Genomic DNA, 19,381 nt, shown 5'->3' with positions numbered 1-19,381 from the left:
AAACATAACTAATCAATTAAAATTTAAAAGTATGTCATTAGTAGGAAAAAAAGCCCCTTTATTTAGCGCACCAGCAGTTATCAACGGAGAGGAAATCGTAGAAAACTTCTCTTTGGAGCAGTTTATCGGTAAGCAAGAAGTTATCTTCTATTTCTACCCAAAAGATTTTACTTTCGTTTGCCCTACTGAGATCTTGGCTTTCCAGGAGAAATTGGCCGAGTTCGAGAAAAGAGGTGTAGCGGTTGTAGGAGCTTCTTGCGACACTGAAGAAACTCACCTTGCTTGGTTGTCTACTCCTAAAGCTAACGGTGGCATTGAAGGTGTTACTTATCCATTGGTTGCTGATCCAGCTAAAACCGTAGCCCATAACTTTGGCGTTTTGGCAGGTGAGTGGAACTATAATGAAGAAGGAGAACTTACTTATGAAGGCGCTCCAGTAGCATTCAGAGGTTCATTCTTGATTGACAAAGCTGGTGTAGTAAGACACGAAACTATCAATGACCTTCCTCTAGGAAGAAACATCGATGAGATGATCAGATTGGTAGATGCACTTCAGCACGTAGAAAAGTATGGAGAAGTTTGTCCTGCTAACTGGGAAGAAGGAAAAGAAGCTATGAAAGCTACAAAAGAAAGTGTATCCGAATACCTTTCTAAAAACTAATTCTTAGAGAAGAATTTCAATAGTAAGGCCCCGGAAGTTTTTCGGGGCTTTTTTTTGTAGCATTTATGGAGTTTCTTACGTTCTAGTGGGGAGTATATTTTTAACTAAACAATTTCAAGATGAATGCTTTTAAAATTACTACTTCCATTTTACTTGCTTTGTTTCTTCTTTCTTGTGATGATAATGACCAGCAAAATCAATTGGAGAAAAGTGAAAAAAAATGGCAAGTTCTTAAATCACAGAACGATGAATCCTACCGTTATCAAGTAAGTACTTCATCATGGACCGGCTATAGTTCACAGACGACTATTACTGTCCAAAATGGTTTGGTTACCAAAAGAGTGTTTAAAAGTTATAATGTAGATAATGAGGGTGGACAGGAACTTGTGGATTTTTATGTGGAGGAAGGAGAAGAAGTAGGGGTAAATGAGGAAGGAACTGATCCTCTTACCTTGGATGAACTTTATGATATTTGTAAGGAAGAATATTTGTCTGTTGATCCTAAAATAAATACCATCTATTTTACCGCCTTTGACAATGGACTTGTGCAGAGTTGCGGGTATGTTCCAGAAAGCTGTGTTGATGATTGTTTTTTTGGTTTTAATTTGGAAATCATCGAATGGTTAGAATGAGTTTAGAAGAATGATCAATGAAGAAGCTTTACAGGATGGACCTAAGGCTTTTTTATTATGGAATAATGAAGGTGGTTTGTTCCGATCTTGTTAATTTTGGGCATGAAGGTGTTATATGATTTTTCTGTTTGGGCGATGTCTGGGATGTTGCAGTTGACTAAAGGAGGAAAGTCCAAGTTGGCCAGATTAGTTAAAGGAAGAGAGGGGGTTTTTGATCAGCTCCAAACTTTTAGAAATGGATTTTCGGGCAAGATAGTATGGTTTCATGTAGCTTCTTTGGGGGAGTATGAGCAGGCAAAACCTGTTATTGCTGCCTTGAAAAAGACCTATGCTGATAGTGCCGTATTGGTGACTTTTTTCAGTCCCAGTGGCTATGAAAATGTGATAAAGAAATCTCAGCCTAATGTAGATATTATTACTTATTTGCCATTTGATACTAATTCAAATGTCCAGCAATTTTTGAATATTGTAAAGCCTGAAATTGTCTTCTTTGTGAAGTATGATTTATGGGCCAACTATATTTTGGAGGCTAAAAACCGACAAATTCCCTTGTTTTTATTTTCGGCTTCCATGCGAAAGGAACAGGTGTATTTCCAGTCCTATGGAGGTTTTTTTAGAAAAGTTTTGAAGTCGTTTGATCATATTTTTACTCAAAATAAGCAAACTGAAGATTTATTGAGAAAAATAGAGGTCGAGCAAGTTTCCATTGCTGGGGATACTAGGTTTGATAATGTTCAGGCAATCAGTGAAAACCCTAAAAAGTTTCCCAAATTGGAGTCATTTGTCAATGGGGCTCCTGTTATTGTAATAGGTAGTGCCTGGCAAGAAGATATGGATTTGATCATTCCATTTATCAATAAATATTCTCAATATAAATATATTATCGCGCCACATGATATTGATCAAAAAGTGATCGATACATGGTCGAAAGCAATAAATAAGTCAAGCATTAAGTATTCAGAGATTAAAGAAGCAGAATTGGACAAGAAGGAAGTGCTGTTTATAGATAATGTAGGCATGCTGTCCTCCCTTTATCAGTTTGCTCATATTGCCTATGTAGGAGGGGCTTTTGGAAAGGGCTTGCACAATATTTTAGAGCCTTTGGCCTTTAGGGTTCCCGTGCTTTTTGGGAAGTTGAAAAAAGTCAGTAAGTTTCCTGAGGCAGCGATTAGTCAGGGGGCAGGTTGCGGTTTTGAGATTGTAGACGCAGCTTCGTTTGAGAAAATAATAGTAGATTTGGAGGCGATTAATGCATACAAGAAAGCAGCAAAATCTGCGGATGTTTTGGTGAGGGAAAACCTGGGAAGTGCTCAGAAAATCATCAGTGGCGTGAAAAAATCATTCAATGAATAAAAAAGGAAGGGTAATTCGATCAACGGGAAGTTGGTATACTGTGGAAATTGAGGGTGAATCCATTCAAGCCAGGTTAAGAGGGAAATTCAAACAAAGTGATTTGAAGTTGACCAATCCTATTGCTGTAGGGGATTATGTTTCTTTGGTAAAGGAGGAAAACCAAGAAACGGCTGTAATTGCAGAAATCATGCCCCGGGAAAACTATATAATCAGGAAGTCCACTCGAAAAAGCCATTTTTCCCATATCCTTGCATCCAATATTGATCAGGCATTTCTTGTGATTACCCTTAGGCAGCCTCGTACTTCTTTGGGTTTTATAGATCGATTTATTGTTAGTACGGAGAGTTTCAGGATTCCTACTACCATTGTAGTAAACAAGATGGACTTGGTTTCTAAGGTGAAGGATAAGGAGTTTTTGCAAGATATTCATGAAATTTATGAGCCTTTGGGCTATCCTGTTTTAGAAATTTCAGCTTTGAATGATGAAGAGCTGGAAAAGGAGTTTTTAGAGAAACTACAGGATAAAACTACTTTGCTGTCAGGTCACTCAGGAGTGGGTAAGTCCACTTTGTTGAATAAATTAATTCCAAATGCCCAGCAGTCCACCCAAGAGGTTTCCAATTATACTTCAAAGGGGGTGCATACCACTACATTTGCTGAAATGTTTCCTGTAAAAGGAGGAGGGTATCTGATAGATACCCCAGGGATAAAGGAGTTTGGTATTTTGGATATTGATGATGAAGAACTTTCCCACTATTTTGTGGAGATGAGAAAATACTTAGGTCAGTGTAAGTACAATAACTGCAAGCATCTTACAGAACCTGGCTGTAAGGTGTTAGAAGTACTAGAGGAGGGATATATCCACCCTTATCGTTATGATAGTTATGTGAAAATCATGCATGAGGAAGATTCTCATCGTTGATAAATATAAAAGTATAAGCCAATAGCAAATTTAATTATTTTGGATTAGATAGAATAGGATGGATTTTATCATATTCAAATCTTTGAATCCATTGGCATTTGAGCTAATTTTCGGCTTTCAAACAGTTTGAAGATACAAACATGAGCGAAATCAAAACACTGGTGCTGAACCATAAGCAAATCCAACAAAAAATCACCCGGATAGCTTTTGAGATATATGAAAGGAATGTGGGTGAGGAAGAAATTATTTTTGCAGGTATATCTGGAATGGGCTATGTATTTGCTGGCCTGCTAGCTGAAAAGGTAAAGGAAATCTCCACTATTGAAGTGAAGAAAATGATGATTACCATTGATAAGTTTACCAAAGTTCAGCCTCCTGTGCAACTTTCAGAGGAATTTGATTTTAAAAACAAGTGTCTGATCGTAGTGGATGATGTACTTAATTCAGCAAGGACATTGACCTATGCCATAGATCCTTTTTTGAAATATGAGGTCAAAAAAATAGAAGTGGCTGTATTGGTCAACAGAAGTCATAAGCTTTTTCCTATAGCCGCTGATTATACTGGCTATGAGCTGGCCACCACCCTTAGCGAAAACATTGTCGTGAATCTTTCAGAAGAGGACTCTACCGTTTATTTACAATAACCCACTGCTATGTCTGTTCATCAGTCTTCGAATATTAAAAGAATAACCACTCATGTGCTTCAAGAAATGAAAAATCGTGGAGAAAAAATCTCCATGCTGACGGCATATGATTTTTCCATGGCCGGTATTTTAGATACTGCCGGAATTGATATTATCCTAGTAGGGGATTCAGCTTCCAATGTTATGGCGGGGCATGAGACCACGCTACCCATTACACTCGACCAAATGATTTATCATGCTTCTTCAGTAGTGAGGGCTGTAAAACGTTCATTTGTAGTGGTTGATATCCCTTTTGGTTCTTACCAGGGAAATTCCTCTGAGGCCCTTAGGTCGACCATCAGAATCATGAAGGAATCTGGAGCCCACGCAGTAAAGGTAGAAGGAGGTGCGGAAATCAGAGAGTCAGTGGTAAGGATTTTAAGTGCGGGAGTTCCTGTAATGGGGCATCTTGGCTTGACCCCACAGTCAATATACAAATTCGGAACTTATACTGTTCGAGCTAAAGAAGAAGATGAGGCGGAAAAGCTTATTTCAGATGCGAAGGTGCTGGAGGAATGTGGTTGTTTTGCCATTGTTTTGGAGAAAATCCCTGCCGCTTTGGCGAAGCGAGTAGCTGAGACTGTTTCGATACCAGTGATAGGTATCGGTGCTGGTCCACATGTGGATGGGCAGGTATTGGTCGTGCATGATATGTTGGGGATTACCCAAGAGTTTAAGCCCCGCTTTTTAAGACAATATGCTGATTTGAGAGGAGTGATGACCGAAGCGGTGGAGAATTATATCAAAGATGTAAAGTCTGAAGACTTTCCTAGTGACAAAGAGAGTTATTGATCCTATAAAAACAAGGTATTTGGACCTTAGAGATCAAGATTTTATGGGAATATTAAGCCTTTCTATGTCTTGATATTCCTAATTAATTTTATAAAAACACCTTTCTAAAAGAATTTTTATTGGAATTGCCTTTCCTTGAAGGGAATAAGCAAAGTAAATATGTTTGATAGCCCGTTTCTGAAACCAGGGTAGGGCTGTCCAATTCCGTTTTAAACCTTTGAAAACGCGATATTTTGCTTAATTTAGCGGCAAATTCGAGTGCTCAGGCATTTATCAAATTATTTAATTAATCAGTAAAATACACCAAGGCCGGCTTCTTGCTGCGCTTTGTTGTGTCAAATTTTAATAAAATGACCACTACAAAAACACCGAAGATCCTCTATACGCTGACCGATGAGGCACCAGCTTTGGCAACCTATTCTTTGTTGCCGATTATCAAATCTTTTACCGATTCAGCTGGTGTGGCAGTAGAGACAAGGGATATATCATTATCGGGAAGGATCATAGCTAATTTTCCGGAATTTTTGAAGGAAGAGCAACGTATAGGTGATGCTTTGGCAGAATTGGGTGAGATCGCCAAAACTCCTGAAGCCAATATCGTAAAACTTCCCAATATCAGTGCTTCTATTCCTCAGCTTAAAGCGGCCATTAAGGAGCTTCAAGGACAAGGTTATGCCTTGCCTGATTATCCTGATGAGCCAAAGACTGAGGAGGAAAAAGGTATCAAGGCGAAATATGATAAGATAAAGGGAAGTGCTGTAAACCCTGTTTTGAGAGAAGGGAATTCAGATAGAAGAGCTCCTCAGGCAGTGAAGCAATACGCTAGAAATAATCCTCACAGCATGGGTAAGTGGAGTGCAGACTCCAAATCCCACGTTGCTAGTATGAGTGAAGGAGACTTCTATGGAAGTGAGCAATCTGTAACCATGCCTGAAGAAGGAACTATAAAAATCCAGTTGGAAGGAAAAGATGGAAAGGTAACTGTGCTGAAGGAAGCTTTGAAACTTCAGGAAGGTGAAGTGATCGATGCTTCTGTAATGAGCGTAAAGAAATTGACTGAATTCCTTGCAGAACAGAAAGAAGATGCGAAAAAGCAAGGGATTTTGTTCTCATTGCACATGAAAGCAACCATGATGAAGGTTTCTGATCCTATCATCTTTGGTCATGCTGTTAAGGTATTCTTTGCACCAGTATTTGAAAAGCATGCCCAGACCATTCAGGAGATTGGTGTGGATGTTAATAATGGATTTGGTGATTTGATCAGTGCTTTGGACAAACTTTCAGCGGATAAGCGTCAAGAAATCGAGGCTGATATTGAGGCCTGTTATGCTGATAGCCCTGATTTGGCTATGGTGAATTCTCATAAAGGTATCACCAACCTTCATGTACCTAGTGATGTGATCATAGATGCTTCTATGCCAGCAATGATCAGAACTTCTGGTCAGATGTGGAACAAAAATGATGAATTGCAGGATACCAAGGCAGTCATTCCAGACCGTTCATATGCTGGCGTTTACCAGGAAACCATTGACTTCTGTAAGAAAAATGGCGCTTTCGATCCAACCACGATGGGCAGTGTGCCTAATGTTGGTTTGATGGCCCAGAAGGCAGAAGAATATGGATCCCATGATAAGACTTTTGAAATTCCAGCTGATGGAACCGTGAAAGTACTTGCCGCTTCAGGAGAAACCTTGATGGAGCACGTAGTTGAAAAAGGCGATATCTGGAGAATGTGCCAAACCAAAGATGCACCTATCCAAGATTGGGTGAAATTGGCAGTGAATCGTGCAAGAGCTACAGGCGTGCCTGCTGTTTTCTGGTTGGATAGCAATAGGGCTCATGATGCTGAATTGATCAAAAAAGTCAACAAATATCTACCAGAGCACGATACCGAGGGATTGGAAATCAAGATCCTTTCTCCAGTGGAAGCGACTCGTTTCTCCCTGGAAAGAATCAAAGAAGGTAAAGATACCATCTCTGTAACAGGAAATGTTCTTAGAGATTATTTAACTGATTTGTTTCCTATTTTGGAATTGGGTACCAGTGCCAAAATGCTTTCAATTGTGCCTTTAATGAATGGCGGCGGGTTATTTGAAACTGGTGCCGGTGGATCAGCCCCTAAGCACGTTCAGCAGTTTGTGGAAGAAGGTCACTTAAGATGGGATTCATTGGGTGAATTCTTGGCATTGGCTGTTTCTTTGGAGCACTTGGGCAATACTTTCAATAATGATAGAGCCATCGTTCTAGGAAAGACTTTGGATGAAGCCACTACTAAGTTCTTGTTAAATGGCAAATCTCCTTCTCGTAAGGTGAATGAGTTGGACAACCGTGGCAGTCATTTCTATTTGGCTTTATATTGGGCAGAAGCATTGGCTGCGCAGGATAGTGATGCTGCCTTGAAAGAGGTCTTCACTAAGATTGCCAAAGCTATGGGGGAGAAAGAAGAAGTGATTATTGCTGAGCTTAATGGAGCACAAGGAAGTCCTGTTGATATCGGAGGTTATTATAAGCCAAATGAAGAAAAGACTTCTAATGCCATGCGACCAAGCAAGACCTTAAACGGCATCTTGGAAATGGTAGTAGCAAGTGTTTAAAATATGATTTAAAATAGTAAAAGGCCATCCGCCTAGGCGGATGGCCTTTTTTATGGTGTACTGGGGAAGAATCCCGAGTCTTGCTTTTATTCCGCTGCTCAGGGGAAATAAAAAAAAGCTGACATTTGCCAGCTTTATTAATTTTATAGATTTTGATTATTACAATTCCTTGATCATAATATTCTTGAAGAAGACATCATTTCCATGGTCTTGAAGGGCGATTTTACCTTTCTTGTAAATCCCGAAATGCTCTGCGTTTTTGAATTTACTTCCCGCGATAAGCTCTTTCCAGCTGTCATCCCACATGGTAGTTTCCACAGTGGTTACTCCGTTTAGTTTGAAGGTTAATTTAGCATCTTCAACAATGATTTCTGTAGTATTCCATTCTCCTACTGGGTTAGAAGCCTCTTCTGTAGCTTGGATCATGTCATATAGGTCTGCAGTACGGTGTTTTAAGTTTTTGCCGTCAGGGTGACCTTCATCATCCAACAATTGGTATTCAGGACCTGTAACATAAGGGTGTCTGAATTGCTCATCTTCATGTACCATGAACATGATTCCAGAGTTACCGTTGTCAGAGATTTTCCACTCAAGCTTGAGGTGGAAATTGCTGTATTCATTTTTGGTAACAATGTCCCCTCTTCCTTCCTTTTCAGAAGAGTCAAGGTACAATACACCATCTTTTGTTTTCCACGCTGCGCCTAATGCTTCTTTATTATAGGTTTTCCAGCTGTCAGTATTAGAGCCATCAAAGAGAATGGTCCAATCACCTTCACTTTTATCAGAGGTACTTTCTACTTTAATCTCCTCTTCTGATTTGGAAGTGTTTTCGTTGCTCTGGCCGGATCCACAAGCAGTGGTTGCTAATAGGATAAGGGCTGATAGAGATAATAAGGTTTTTTTCATAGGGATAATGATAAAAGAGGGCATTGAGCCCTCCTTGATGGGTTTATTTTTTCAATAATAAAATGTATTTCACCATTTTTTTGGCATCATCTTCAGAAAGACCAGGGTGAGCAGGCATTGGCACTTCTCCCCAAACACCAGAGTTTCCTTTGATTACGTGTTCAGCCAAAGTAGCGATGTTTTCTTCAGTGCTTTCATACTTGGCAGCTACATCCTTATAAGAAGGCCCCACGATTTTACGCTCAACCATATGGCAGCTCATACAATCAGATCCTTTAACAAGTGTCTGTCCTTCTAGGTAGGTAGGGTTATCCTTGTACATTTCGTCAAAGCTCATCTCCTTTGCTGGTGTAGTTGCAGCAGGAGTGGATGTAGCTTCTGTTTTTGTGTCTGATCCGCCACCACATGCGTAGGCAAATCCTGCAAGAGCTATTGCGCCTGCGCTAGCTAGTTTGCTGATATTCATTAGTTCTATAGGTTTGTTTGATTTGGTTTGTAATTAAATTCCTAATATTTTTTTGTTCAGTGCTTCATCCGTGCCGGCAGAAGCAAAGTCATCAAAGGTTTTTTCTGTTACCCTAATGATTTTTTCACTGATAAATTTAGCACCTTCAATGGCACCGGCTTCAGGGTGCTTGATGGCACATTCCCATTCAAGTACTGCCCATCCGTCAAAGTCGTACTGGGACAATTTGCTAAAGATAGCATTGAAATCTACCTGTCCATCACCAAGAGAACGGAATCTTCCAGCTCTATTGATCCAGCTTTGGTAACCTCCATATACCCCTTGCTTTCCGGTCGGATTGAATTCAGCATCTTTTACATGGAACATTTTGATTCTATCGTGATAGAAATCGATAAATTCCACATAATCCAAACACTGCAATAAGAAGTGGCTTGGATCGTAAAGAATATTTGCTCTAGGGTGATGGTCTACTTTCTCAAGGAACATTTCGAAAGTCACTCCATCATGCAAATCTTCTCCAGGGTGCAATTCGTAGCATAAATCTACACCATTTTTATCAAATTCATCCAATATTGGCAGCCACCTTTTTGCCAGCTCTTCAAAACCTGCCTCTACTAGGCCCGCAGGACGTTGTGGCCAAGGATAAACTGTGTGCCACATCAAAGCACCACTAAAGGTGGCATGGGCAGTGAGACCAAGGTTTTTAGATGCTTTGGCAGCATACATTAATTGTTGGGTCGCCCAAGCAGACTTACCTTTCAAATCTCCTTTGAGTTCTTCAGGAGCGAAGGCATCAAATAATTCATTATATGCAGGGTTAACAGCTACTAGTTGTCCCTGTAAATGCGTACTCAATTCAGAAATCTGGAGCCCAGCATTTTCTACAGTACTTTTTATTTCTTCAGCATAGGCTAGGTCCTCCGCAGCTTTTTGCAAATCGATGAATCTACTGTCCCATGAAGGGATTTGTATGGCTTTGTATCCAATACTACTAGCCCATTCACTGATACTTTTTAGGCTGTTAAAAGGGGCATTGTCATCTGCAAACTGTGCTATAAATAAGGCTGGGCCTTTGATGGTTTTCATACAATAGGTTTTTAAAAGTTTATTTAATTAATCGTTTTAGCGAATATCAGTACTGCAAAATACATCCTTTAGAAATATTTTTTTAACATTTCTAAAGCTTTTTGCATTCAAAAGGCCGAATTAGACCTTATTAGTTAGAAGTGGACTTTTATTTTAAAGTGCTATAATTCGAATTTAGTCCATTTTTGCTCGGATTTGCCACTTTTTACCACATGTTCTATAAAAGCCATGCCTCTGAGTCCGTCTTCAGTTCCAGGAAAGTCAAGCCATTCTTTTTCAGCTTCCTGTCCGTTTGATTGGGCCAAAAGCGTACGTGCGAAATTTCTATAATGGTTGGCAAAAGCTTCTAGGTATCCTTCAGGATGTCCTGCTGGTGTTCTGCTGTTGGCTAAAGCATAGGAGGAGAGGTATGCGTTGTTGGCACCTGCTCGATATATTTGGTCAGGCTGCTCAGGATATCTTACGATTAGACTATTGGCATCCTCTTGTTGCCACTCAAGGCCTGCCTTGTCCCCGTAAACTCTGATTCTTAGGTTGTTTTCTGCGCCAGTGGCAATTTGGCTTGCCATCAAAACCCCAGATGCACCATTGTCAAATCTCAGCAGTACGATCCCATCATCATCCAATATACGGCCTGGAAGGGTGGTATTTAGGTCTGCACAGAGTTTGTCCAGTTTAAGACCACTCACATATTCCGCCAAGTTCATGGCATGGGTGCCAATGTCTCCCATACATCCTGCGACCCCACTTCTTTTAGGGTCGGTTCTCCATCCAGCTTGTTTGTTTTCTTCTTCAGAAAAATCCTTCCAAAGCCAGCCTTGCGGGTATTCTACATATACTTTTCTGATATTACCTAAGGTTCCATTGGCTACCAATTGTCTGGCTTCTTTGACCATTGGGTATCCTGTGTAAGTGTGTGTCAGGCAAAATAAAAGGCCTGTTTCTTCAATAACTTTGTTGAGTTCCTTGGCTTCCTCAAAACTTAATGTCATGGGTTTGTCAAGTACTACATGGAAACCATTTTTCAACGCTTTAATGCTGGGGTCGAAGTGGACATGATTGGGAGTGACAATGCTGACAAAATCGATCCTTTGGTCTTCAGGGAGTTGTTTCTCCTTTTCAAACATTTCATCATAAGACTGGTAAATTCTATGGCTTTCCAAGCAGAGTTCTGCGCCCGCTTGGGCTGATTTTTCAGCATTGCTGCTAAAGGCTCCTGCTACCAATTCAATTTTACCATCCATATTTGCAGCTATTCGGTGAACTGCCCCGATAAAGGAACCGGGCCCTCCGCCGATCATGCCCATACGAAGTTTGCGTTGATCCATTTTTATTTTCTTGATTATATGTTGGGATTAATTTTTATTAATTAAGGATTAATTCGTCTAATTATCAGTCTTTTTACTCACAAAAGTGACCAAAAGTAATATAGTATTACGAGTGGTGATGCTTTTAATAAATAGATAATTTATACTTACGTCCTTTAAATACAAAAACTAAAATTAAATGAAAAACGCTAAAATTTAAATTAATATTTAAGTAGTTTGGCTTTTTCATTTTAAGATGTGACTTATTAAAATAATCAAAAACCCGTATTAAACCTTATGAATTTTACTACCAAGTTTAAGCTGTCCTTTATGATGTTCCTAGAATTCTTCATCTGGGGCGGTTGGTTTGTGACCTTGGGATTGTTCCTCGAGAAAAACCTTAGTACTACTGGTGCGCAAAGTGCTGCAGCATTTTCAACCCAGTCATTTGGGGCTATTATTGCTCCTTTTATCATTGGTCTAATTGCCGATAAGTATTTTAACGCAGAAAGAATCTTGGGCGTATTACACATCATTGGTGCAGTATTGATGTTCCAAATGTACAATGCCGAAGATTTTTCCACTTTTTACCCATATGTATTTGCCTATATGGTGGCATATATGCCGACTTTGGCTTTGGTGAATTCGGTTTCTTTTAACCAGATGAGCAATCCAGAAAAAGAATTTGGATCCATTAGAGTTTGGGGTACCATTGGGTGGATTGTGGCAGGATTAGTGATTAGTTTGGTGTTTGGCTGGGATTCTGCAGAAGGAGCAGGCCAAGGATTGCTTAGAAATACCTTTATGATGACTTGTATCGCTTCGGCTGTTTTAGGTATCTATAGCTTTGTCCTTCCAAAAACTCCGCCTAAGATTTCCAAAGGCGAAAAGAAAACCATTTCTGAGATTTTAGGTCTTGATGCTTTTGCTTTGCTTAAGGATAAAAACTACTTGATCTTTTTCATTGCTTCTATCATGATATGTATTCCATTGGCTTTTTATTATCAGAATGCCAGCTTGTTTTTAGGGGAGATTGAGATGACCAATTTGACGAGTAAAATGGCTCTGGGTCAGGTGAGTGAGGTGTTGTTTATGTTGCTTCTCCCGGTTTTCTTTAGTAAGTTCGGGATCAAGAAAACCTTACTTGTTGGGATGGTCGCTTGGGTGGTCAGGTATGCATTATTTGCTTATGGCAATGTAAATGAACTTTCATTCATGCTTTTGATAGGAATTGCGCTTCACGGAATATGTTATGATTTCTTCTTTGTTTCAGGACAAATTTATACAGATTCCAAAGCAGGTGAAAAGTTCAAAAGCGCTGCCCAGGGAATGATTACCCTAGCTACCTATGGAGTTGGAATGCTGATTGGGTTCTGGGTTGCTGGAATGATTACTGATGCTTACACTGGTGCTGAAGGTCTTCACAACTGGGAAACTATTTGGTTGATTCCATCCGGAATAGCCGTTTTGGTAGCTTTGATTTTTGCATTGGCATTTAAAGAAAAGAAACCTGCACCAGTTGCGGAATAATTTAGATCTAAACATGTCAGAAAGAAGGATCGCATTAAAGAAAATGCTCATGGGCACTGCTGCAATTAGCGGCATGCCCTATTTGAATTTAAACGCAAAGAATAACCAAAAAATGCTTAAAGGGAATATCAACCATTCTGTTTGTAGATGGACTTATGGTCATTTATCCTTAGATGAATTATGTGTATTGATTAAGGATATTGGATTTAATGCAATTGACTTAATGGGGCCAAAAGATTGGCCTACAGCTCAAAAACATGGCGTATACAGCTCTATGTGTAATGGTGCTGAAATCAGTCTTGAGGAAGGTTTTAGTCATACAGAATTCCATGATGAGCTGATTAAGAATTATACTGAAATGATTCCTCTGGTAGCAAAAAACGGCTATAAAAATCTTATCTGTTTCAGTGGGAACAGAAACGGAATGGATGATGAGACTGGACTCCAGAACAGTGTGAAAGGCTTGCAGAAATTATTGCCAATTGCTGAAAAACATGGTGTTACCTTGGTGATGGAATTGTTGAACAGTAAAGTAGATCATCCAGATTATATGTGTGATAAGAGTGTATGGGGGGTGGAGTTATGCAAAAGATTGGATAGTGATAATTTTAAATTGCTATATGATATTTACCATATGCAGATCGATGAAGGAGATGTGATCAGGACTATTCGAAAGAACCATCAGTATTATGGTCATTATCATACCGGTGGAAATCCAGGTAGAAATGAAATTAACGAGAGTCAAGAGCTAAATTATCCTGCCATTGTTAAGGCTATTGCAGAGACAGGTTTCAAAGGACATGTGGCTCAGGAATTTATTCCAAAGGCAAAAGACAAAGCAGCTTCCTTAAGAGAAGCAATTGCTCTATGTGATATCTAATTTAAATTACCTATAAACCTATAAACCTAATAATTTATTATGGCTAATCAAGAGTACGATGCAATCGTAGTTGGTTCCGGAATAAGTGGCGGCTGGGCTGCCAAGGAATTGACTGAAAAAGGATTGAAGGTTTTGCTCCTTGAAAGAGGGCAAAATGTGGAGCACGTAAAAGATTATAAGAATGCCACCAAGGCACCGTGGGAAATTCCTCACAGAGGAAGGAGAACCACGGAGATGGTGGAAAACCATCCTAACTTGAAGAGAGACTATGTACTCAATGAGCAAGTGCTGGATTGGTGGGCACATGAGGACGATAGTCCATATGTGGAAGAGAAGCCTTTTACCTGGTTCAGGGGATACCAAGTAGGTGGTCGTTCTTTGCTTTGGGGTAGACAAAGTTACAGGTGGTCTGACTTGGATTTTGAGGCCAACTTAAAAGAAGGCATCGCTGTTGATTGGCCGATAAGATATAAGGATATAGCCTCTTGGTATGATTATGTAGAGAAGCATGCAGGTATAGCTGGAAATAAAGACGGTTTGGACGTTTTGCCTGATGGGCAATTTATGCCGCCAATGGCCATGAACTGTGTGGAGAAGGATGTAAAAGCAAGGCTTGAGAAGAGCTTCGAGGGTAAACGCCACCTGATCAACGCCCGTATCGCAAATATTACCCAGCCACTTCCAGGAAGACCTGGGTGTCAATACCGTAACAAGTGTTGGTTGGGCTGTCCATTTGGTGGGTACTTTAGTACACAGTCTTCCACTTTGCCTGCGGCAATGGCAACGGGTAATCTAACCTTGAGGCCTTTCTCCATTGCCAATAGGGTGATTTATGACAAAGACACAAAGAAAGCTACAGGCGTTGAGGTGATCGATGCAGAGACCATGGAGACTATTGAGTATAAATCCAAAATAGTGTTCTTATGTGCTTCAGCTTTTAATTCAACTCAGATTCTAATGCGTTCTGCTACCGATATTTGGCCAGAAGGATTAGGGAGTAGTTCAGGAGAGCTTGGTCACAATGTGATGGATCACCATTTCAGATTGGGAGCAAGTGGAAAAGTAGAAGGTTTTGAGGATAAATACTATTTCGGTAGAAGGCCTGGAGGAGTTTATATTCCAAGGTTCCGTAATGTAGGAGATGACAAGCGCGATTATGTACGCGGTTTTGGTTATCAGGGAGGAGCAAGTAGAAGTGGATGGAGCCGTAATGTAGGAGAAATGAATATTGGAGGTCCGCTTAAAGAGGCTTTGACGGAGCCAGGACCGTGGAGTATGGGGATGATGGCATTTGGGGAAATTTTGCCGTATCATGAAAATACCATTAAATTGAGTAAAGAAGTGAAGGATAAGTGGGGAATGTATGCCTTGGTGATGAATGCGGAAATCAAGGAAAATGAGGAAAAAATGAGGAAGGACATGATGAACGATGCTGCTGAAATGTTAGAGGCAGCTGGAGTTAAAGATGTCAATACTTATGATTCTGGCTACACTTTTGGTCAAGGAATCCATGAGATGGGTACTGCTAGAATGGGTAGAGACCCTAAAAGCTCTGTGCTGAATGGAAACAACCAAGTTTGGGATGCGAAAAACGTATTTGTAACTGATGGAGCAGCGATGACCTCTGCCTCAGCAGTAAATCCGTCCTTGACCTATATGGCCATGACGGCTAGGGCCGCAAGCTTTGCAGTGGAAGAATTAAAAAAAGGTAACCTATAATCTAAAAAGACACGACTATGGCAATGAACAGAAGAGATGCATTAAAGAGTGTCGTCCTCATGATGGGAGGAACCATGGTGGGCGCTAATGCCATCCTGACAGGATGTACACCAGAAAAGCAAATTGAAGGATTGGACTTTTCTCCTGAGGAGATCGCCTTTTTAGATGAAATAGGAGAAACCATTATTCCTACCACAGATACCCCAGGAGCCAAGGCAACAGGTATTGGAGCGTTTATGGTAATGATGGTGAAGGATACCTATTGGGAAGATCAGCAAAAGGAATTTGTTGATGGCCTCAATTCCCTAAGATCTGGCTTCAAGGAAGAAGTGGGAAAAGATTTTATGAAAGCCAGTCAAGAGGAGCGTACTGAATATTTGAATAAGCTAAACTCCACTGCCAATGACGAAAATGGACCTAAGTACTTTAAGATGCTCAAGGATTTGACTGTATTGGGCTATTTTACTTCTGAGATTGGTGCTACGCAGGCTTTGAATTATGTAGAGGTTCCAGGTAAATGGGAACCATGTATTGACTATAACAAAGGCGATAAAGCTTACGCTATTTAATTATTGAATAAGGGGTAAAAGATTTTGCCCCTTTTTAAATTTAAACCTATACCAACCCCAAATGAAAGAAAGAAGAAAGTTTATTAAGTTGGGCGCTGCATTTGCAGCAGGGGCCTTTTTACCTTTTCAGTTTTGCTCTTCTCCAAAAAAGGAGTCTGAAGTTTTAGAAGAAGCCGTATCTGAAGCAGTAAAAGGAACCTTGGATAGCTTTGGTGTCCAGCTTTACTCTGTGAAAGAGAATATGGCTGAAAATGCCCAAGAAACCATTAAAAAGATAGCAGGGTTTGGTTATAATCAAATCGAAGGTTATGATGGTGGAAAAGGGATTTTCTGGGGAATGAAAAATACGGAATTCAAGTCCTTCACTTCAGACCTAGGGCTAAACTTCATTTCATCCCACGCCAATGTTTTTGAAAATACCGAAAAACTTGCTGAGGAAGCTGGAAGTATCGGTATAAAGCATTTGATTTGCCCATATATTGGCCAGCAGGAATCTATTGAAGAATGGAAAAAGGTGGCTGACCGTTTTAATAAAGTGGGTGAGATCTGCAAGCAGAATGGACTAAGGTTTGCTTACCATAATCATGGTTATACCTTTGAAGAGATGGAAGGTCAAATCCCCCAAGATGTACTGATGGACTATACAGACCCTGAGTTGGTGGATTTTGAGTTGGATATCTATTGGGCTGTCACTGCGGGGGTAGATCCAGAAGCTTATTTTAAAAATTATAAAAATCGTTTCCGTCTTTGTCATGTGAAAGATAGGGAAAAAGGAGCAGCAAGTGGAGAGAGTAATGCTTCCACAGTCTTAGGGACAGGTAGCATTGATTTCGGAAAGATTTTAAGAACAGCCAAAGATAATGGAATGGAATATTTTGTCGTTGAGCAGGAGAAGTTTGAAGGTACTACTCCACTGGAAGCAGCAAAAGAAAATGCCATGTATATGAATAAATTGGTGTTCTGATGGAGAAATTTTGAATATAATCCGATCATAATTATTTATGGTCGGATTTTTTTTGCTTCTTTTTTACTGGATCATTACTAATGTGTTTATACTCAGGTTAAAGCATGATAGAGATGATTATGTCATATTCTCCTGTATGATATGGCTTTAGGTCATCATTATTTTTTTGCAAAGCACGTGGTAATGCGCGAAGTAGGCTTCAGTATGATAGCATCTTTAGGGGGTAATTTACGTTTGTAATACTGAGGTTTTAGTGAGTCGTATTGATAATTAAGATACTGATGAGTGTTACAATTCCATTATTCCCTTTAAAGCTTGTTGCTTTCCCCGGAGAGAGTTTGAATCTGCATATTTTTGAGCCTAGGTATAAGCAACTGGTTAAGGACTGTTTGCAAGGTAATCTTGAGTTCGGTGTTTGTGTGTATACAGATAGGCTGAGGACTCATGGTACTGTAGTGAGGCTAGTGGAGGTTTATAAGGAATATGATGATGGTAGGATGGATGTTAAGACCATAGGTCAACGTCCCTTCAGATTGAAAACATTCGAAAATCCATTGGAAGATAGGATGTATGCTGGTGGAGAGGTGGAGTTTTTACAGAATGATAATCTTGTTTCTGAAGCACTATTTAACGAATATGTTTTTTATTTACAAGAGGTGCTTCGGTTGTTGCATACAGGTGAGGAAATAGAGTTAAATGGTTTAGATTCATTTACTTATGCGCATAAAGTGGGGTTGAAATTGGAAGAGGAGTACCAGCTACTTTTAATCGAAAAAGAAGCTGACAGAATAAGTTTTATGATTAAGCATTTAAAGCAAATACTTCCTATTATAAGGGAGATAGAAAAAGCGAAAGAGAGAATTAAAATGAATGGTCATTTTAAATCCCTCGATCCGCTGGATTTCTAGAAATATTATAGTCTTGATATACTGCTTTTTTTGACAAAGGCATTTTTTCCTTCCCACTCAATTTGGTACCAAATGTCAGTTGATGATTTGATAACTACTCTATGGCCTGAATTAACCTTAGCCAATAGATCTCCAGCAGCCGTAGGTTCTCCCATAATGATCGTTGGGCTTTCTTTAATTACCCCTGTTTCTGGTGCTTTTAGGAAGTTGTTACTAACAAAGGCAAGGGTAAGAAAGATGATGCTGGGGATGTAGTATTTGATCTTTCCAGTTCTTTTGGAAGTGATGGAAAGAATTATACTGATAATGAGCAGCAGTGCGAATGTTCCAGTAATTTCTTGCTGATAGTCAGTTAAGATTTTGAAAAATTGTGCTTTGTCTGAGATTTCATATCCCTTAAGATCTGTTTGGTCAGTAATGTCTTTGATTTTACTGATGACTTTTGGATTGGGATTGAGGTCATAGTATTTTGATAGGTACAGGGTTGTCTCCTCATGTTTTCCCATTCCTTCTGAAATATAGGCCATCTTTAAGAGCATTGCAGGGGAATAAGCGTCTTCATTTTTTAGGATATCTACATAGTGTTTGTAAGCTTCTTGATAACTCTTAGCATTGAATAATGAATCCGCTAAAAAAAGTGATTTTGTATCTGCTTGACAATTAATACTTTGTATTAATATCACTGAAAATATCAAAAATTTTACAATAAAGTTTCGTTTGATGTTTGGCATTTTCAAAATGGTCTCTTAAATTTGCAGTCCAATTACGACAAAGATATAACAAAAAGCAAGTCGAAATTGATAAAAAAAATGGAAGTTAAAAGGACTTTCTAAGCCAATAAATAAAGGTTTTTGAGTTGATTGGTTTTGAAGTATTGTATCAGAGATTCCTAATAATAAGGAAATAATAAAATGATTCCGTAGCTCAGCTGGTAGAGCAATACACTTTTAATGTATGGGTCCTGGGTTCGAGCCCCAGCGGGATCACAAAATTGGAAATAAAATTGTGAATTCTTTTGAATAATTTGATCGGAAGGTTTTACCTTTGCAACTCCAATTCGGGAATGCATTTGCTAAGTAAATGTTATTACTCCCGGGGTGTAGCGTAGCCCGGTTATCGCGCCTCGTTTGGGACGAGGAGGTCGCAGGTTCGAATCCTGCCACCCCGACTATCCAATACTTTGTTTATTCAAAGTGAAGGGTCCTGTAGCTCAACTGGATAGAGCAACTGCCTTCTAAGCAGTAGGTTAAAGGTTCGAGTCCTTTCAGGATCACAAAGCGGAAAACAATTTCCGCTTCTTATTTCTTAAGATTCCGTAGCTCAGCTGGTAGAGCAATACACTTTTAATGTATGGGTCCTGGGTTCGAGCCCCAGCGGGATCACAAAAGCCTGACTTTCGAGTCGGGCTT

The 19,381-nt window shown here is 39.7% G+C and carries 18 protein-coding genes and 4 tRNA genes; 17 read left to right on the top strand and 5 right to left on the bottom strand.

The genetic code is table 11. The features are described 5' to 3' along the window. Positions 1–31: 31 nt before the first annotated feature. The 7 genes from KMW37_RS04380 (at position 32) to KMW37_RS04350 (ending at position 7,637) form a co-directional block, all read left to right on the top strand. Positions 32–661, top strand: coding sequence for a peroxiredoxin (locus KMW37_RS04380; protein WP_215223346.1), 630 nt, complete (start codon positions 32–34; stop codon positions 659–661). Positions 662–780: 119 nt separating this feature from the next. Continuing rightward, the gene (locus KMW37_RS04375; protein WP_215223345.1) at positions 781–1,293 is read left to right on the top strand and encodes a hypothetical protein; all 513 of its coding nucleotides are present in this window, start codon (positions 781–783) and stop codon (positions 1,291–1,293) included. Between the two features lie 102 nt (positions 1,294–1,395). Further along, on the top strand, positions 1,396–2,646 hold the full coding sequence (locus tag KMW37_RS04370) for a 3-deoxy-D-manno-octulosonic acid transferase (RefSeq protein ID WP_215223344.1): 1,251 nt from the start codon (positions 1,396–1,398) through the stop codon (positions 2,644–2,646). After that, positions 2,639–3,568, top strand: coding sequence for a ribosome small subunit-dependent GTPase A (gene rsgA / locus KMW37_RS04365; RefSeq protein ID WP_215223343.1), 930 nt, complete (start codon positions 2,639–2,641; stop codon positions 3,566–3,568). The genes KMW37_RS04370 and rsgA overlap by 8 nt, the downstream gene beginning before the upstream one ends. Positions 3,569–3,708: 140 nt before the next feature. After that, positions 3,709–4,212, top strand: a complete 504-nt coding sequence (locus KMW37_RS04360; RefSeq protein ID WP_215223342.1) for a phosphoribosyltransferase family protein — start codon at positions 3,709–3,711, stop codon at positions 4,210–4,212. 9 nt (positions 4,213–4,221) lie between these two features. After that, positions 4,222–5,043 (top strand): 3-methyl-2-oxobutanoate hydroxymethyltransferase, encoded by an 822-nt coding sequence (gene panB / locus KMW37_RS04355; RefSeq protein ID WP_215223341.1) that lies wholly within the window; start codon positions 4,222–4,224, stop codon positions 5,041–5,043. 350 nt (positions 5,044–5,393) lie between these two features. Further along, positions 5,394–7,637: an NADP-dependent isocitrate dehydrogenase gene (locus KMW37_RS04350; protein ID WP_215223340.1), complete on the top strand. Its 2,244-nt coding sequence runs from the start codon at positions 5,394–5,396 to the stop codon at positions 7,635–7,637. A gap of 159 nt (positions 7,638–7,796) precedes the next feature. Here KMW37_RS04350 and KMW37_RS04345 read toward each other — a convergent pair whose 3' ends face one another. From KMW37_RS04345 to KMW37_RS04330, 4 genes are all read right to left on the bottom strand, one after another. After that, positions 7,797–8,543 (bottom strand): 3-keto-disaccharide hydrolase, encoded by a 747-nt coding sequence (locus tag KMW37_RS04345; RefSeq protein WP_215223339.1) that lies wholly within the window; start codon positions 8,541–8,543, stop codon positions 7,797–7,799. A 43-nt stretch (positions 8,544–8,586) separates the two neighbouring features. Then, entirely contained in the window at positions 8,587–9,009 is a 423-nt protein-coding gene (locus KMW37_RS04340) for a c-type cytochrome (protein WP_215223338.1), read from the bottom strand. A 33-nt stretch (positions 9,010–9,042) separates the two neighbouring features. Continuing rightward, positions 9,043–10,095 carry a sugar phosphate isomerase/epimerase family protein gene (locus tag KMW37_RS04335; protein ID WP_215223337.1) on the bottom strand — a complete coding sequence of 351 codons (1,053 nt, stop codon included), beginning with the start codon at positions 10,093–10,095 and terminating at the stop codon, positions 9,043–9,045. A 161-nt stretch (positions 10,096–10,256) separates the two neighbouring features. Next, positions 10,257–11,423, bottom strand: coding sequence for a Gfo/Idh/MocA family protein (locus KMW37_RS04330; RefSeq protein WP_215223336.1), 1,167 nt, complete (start codon positions 11,421–11,423; stop codon positions 10,257–10,259). 276 nt (positions 11,424–11,699) lie between these two features. Between KMW37_RS04330 and KMW37_RS04325 the strand changes: the two genes are divergently transcribed. The 6 genes from KMW37_RS04325 to KMW37_RS04300 all read left to right on the top strand — a co-directional run bounded on the left by KMW37_RS04325 (position 11,700) and on the right by KMW37_RS04300 (position 17,972). Further along, positions 11,700–12,932, top strand: coding sequence for a nucleoside permease (locus KMW37_RS04325; protein ID WP_215223335.1), 1,233 nt, complete (start codon positions 11,700–11,702; stop codon positions 12,930–12,932). Between the two features lie 13 nt (positions 12,933–12,945). Beyond that, on the top strand, positions 12,946–13,812 hold the full coding sequence (locus tag KMW37_RS04320; RefSeq protein ID WP_246581324.1) for a hydroxypyruvate isomerase family protein: 867 nt from the start codon (positions 12,946–12,948) through the stop codon (positions 13,810–13,812). 39 nt (positions 13,813–13,851) lie between these two features. Then, a complete protein-coding gene (locus KMW37_RS04315) occupies positions 13,852–15,531 on the top strand; it encodes a GMC oxidoreductase (RefSeq protein ID WP_215223334.1) in 1,680 nt (559 codons plus the stop codon). 17 nt (positions 15,532–15,548) lie between these two features. Further along, positions 15,549–16,100 carry a gluconate 2-dehydrogenase subunit 3 family protein gene (locus KMW37_RS04310; RefSeq protein ID WP_215223333.1) on the top strand — a complete coding sequence of 184 codons (552 nt, stop codon included), beginning with the start codon at positions 15,549–15,551 and terminating at the stop codon, positions 16,098–16,100. A 61-nt stretch (positions 16,101–16,161) separates the two neighbouring features. Beyond that, complete coding sequence (locus KMW37_RS04305) at positions 16,162–17,064, top strand: sugar phosphate isomerase/epimerase family protein (protein ID WP_215223332.1); 903 nt, start codon at positions 16,162–16,164, stop codon at positions 17,062–17,064. Between the two features lie 281 nt (positions 17,065–17,345). After that, positions 17,346–17,972: an LON peptidase substrate-binding domain-containing protein gene (locus tag KMW37_RS04300; RefSeq protein WP_215223331.1), complete on the top strand. Its 627-nt coding sequence runs from the start codon at positions 17,346–17,348 to the stop codon at positions 17,970–17,972. A 5-nt stretch (positions 17,973–17,977) separates the two neighbouring features. On the opposite strand, the gene KMW37_RS04295 is transcribed toward KMW37_RS04300, so the two are convergent. After that, positions 17,978–18,655, bottom strand: coding sequence for a hypothetical protein (locus KMW37_RS04295; protein ID WP_317195549.1), 678 nt, complete (start codon positions 18,653–18,655; stop codon positions 17,978–17,980). Positions 18,656–18,885: 230 nt separating this feature from the next. On the opposite strand from KMW37_RS04295, the gene KMW37_RS04290 reads away from it, so the two are divergent. From KMW37_RS04290 to KMW37_RS04275, 4 genes are all read left to right on the top strand, one after another. After that, positions 18,886–18,958, top strand: a tRNA-Lys gene (locus KMW37_RS04290). 107 nt (positions 18,959–19,065) lie between these two features. After that, a tRNA-Pro gene (locus KMW37_RS04285) sits at positions 19,066–19,140 on the top strand. Between the two features lie 31 nt (positions 19,141–19,171). Next, positions 19,172–19,245 (top strand) — tRNA-Arg (locus KMW37_RS04280). A gap of 36 nt (positions 19,246–19,281) precedes the next feature. Further along, positions 19,282–19,354, top strand: a tRNA-Lys gene (locus KMW37_RS04275). Positions 19,355–19,381 lie beyond the last annotated feature (27 nt).

It is taken from the genome of Echinicola shivajiensis, assembly GCF_018642165.1.
Taxonomy (GTDB): domain Bacteria; phylum Bacteroidota; class Bacteroidia; order Cytophagales; family Cyclobacteriaceae; genus Echinicola; species Echinicola shivajiensis.
Note: the sequence above shows the minus strand (reverse complement) of the source record. Positions and strands in the feature narration are given on the sequence as shown.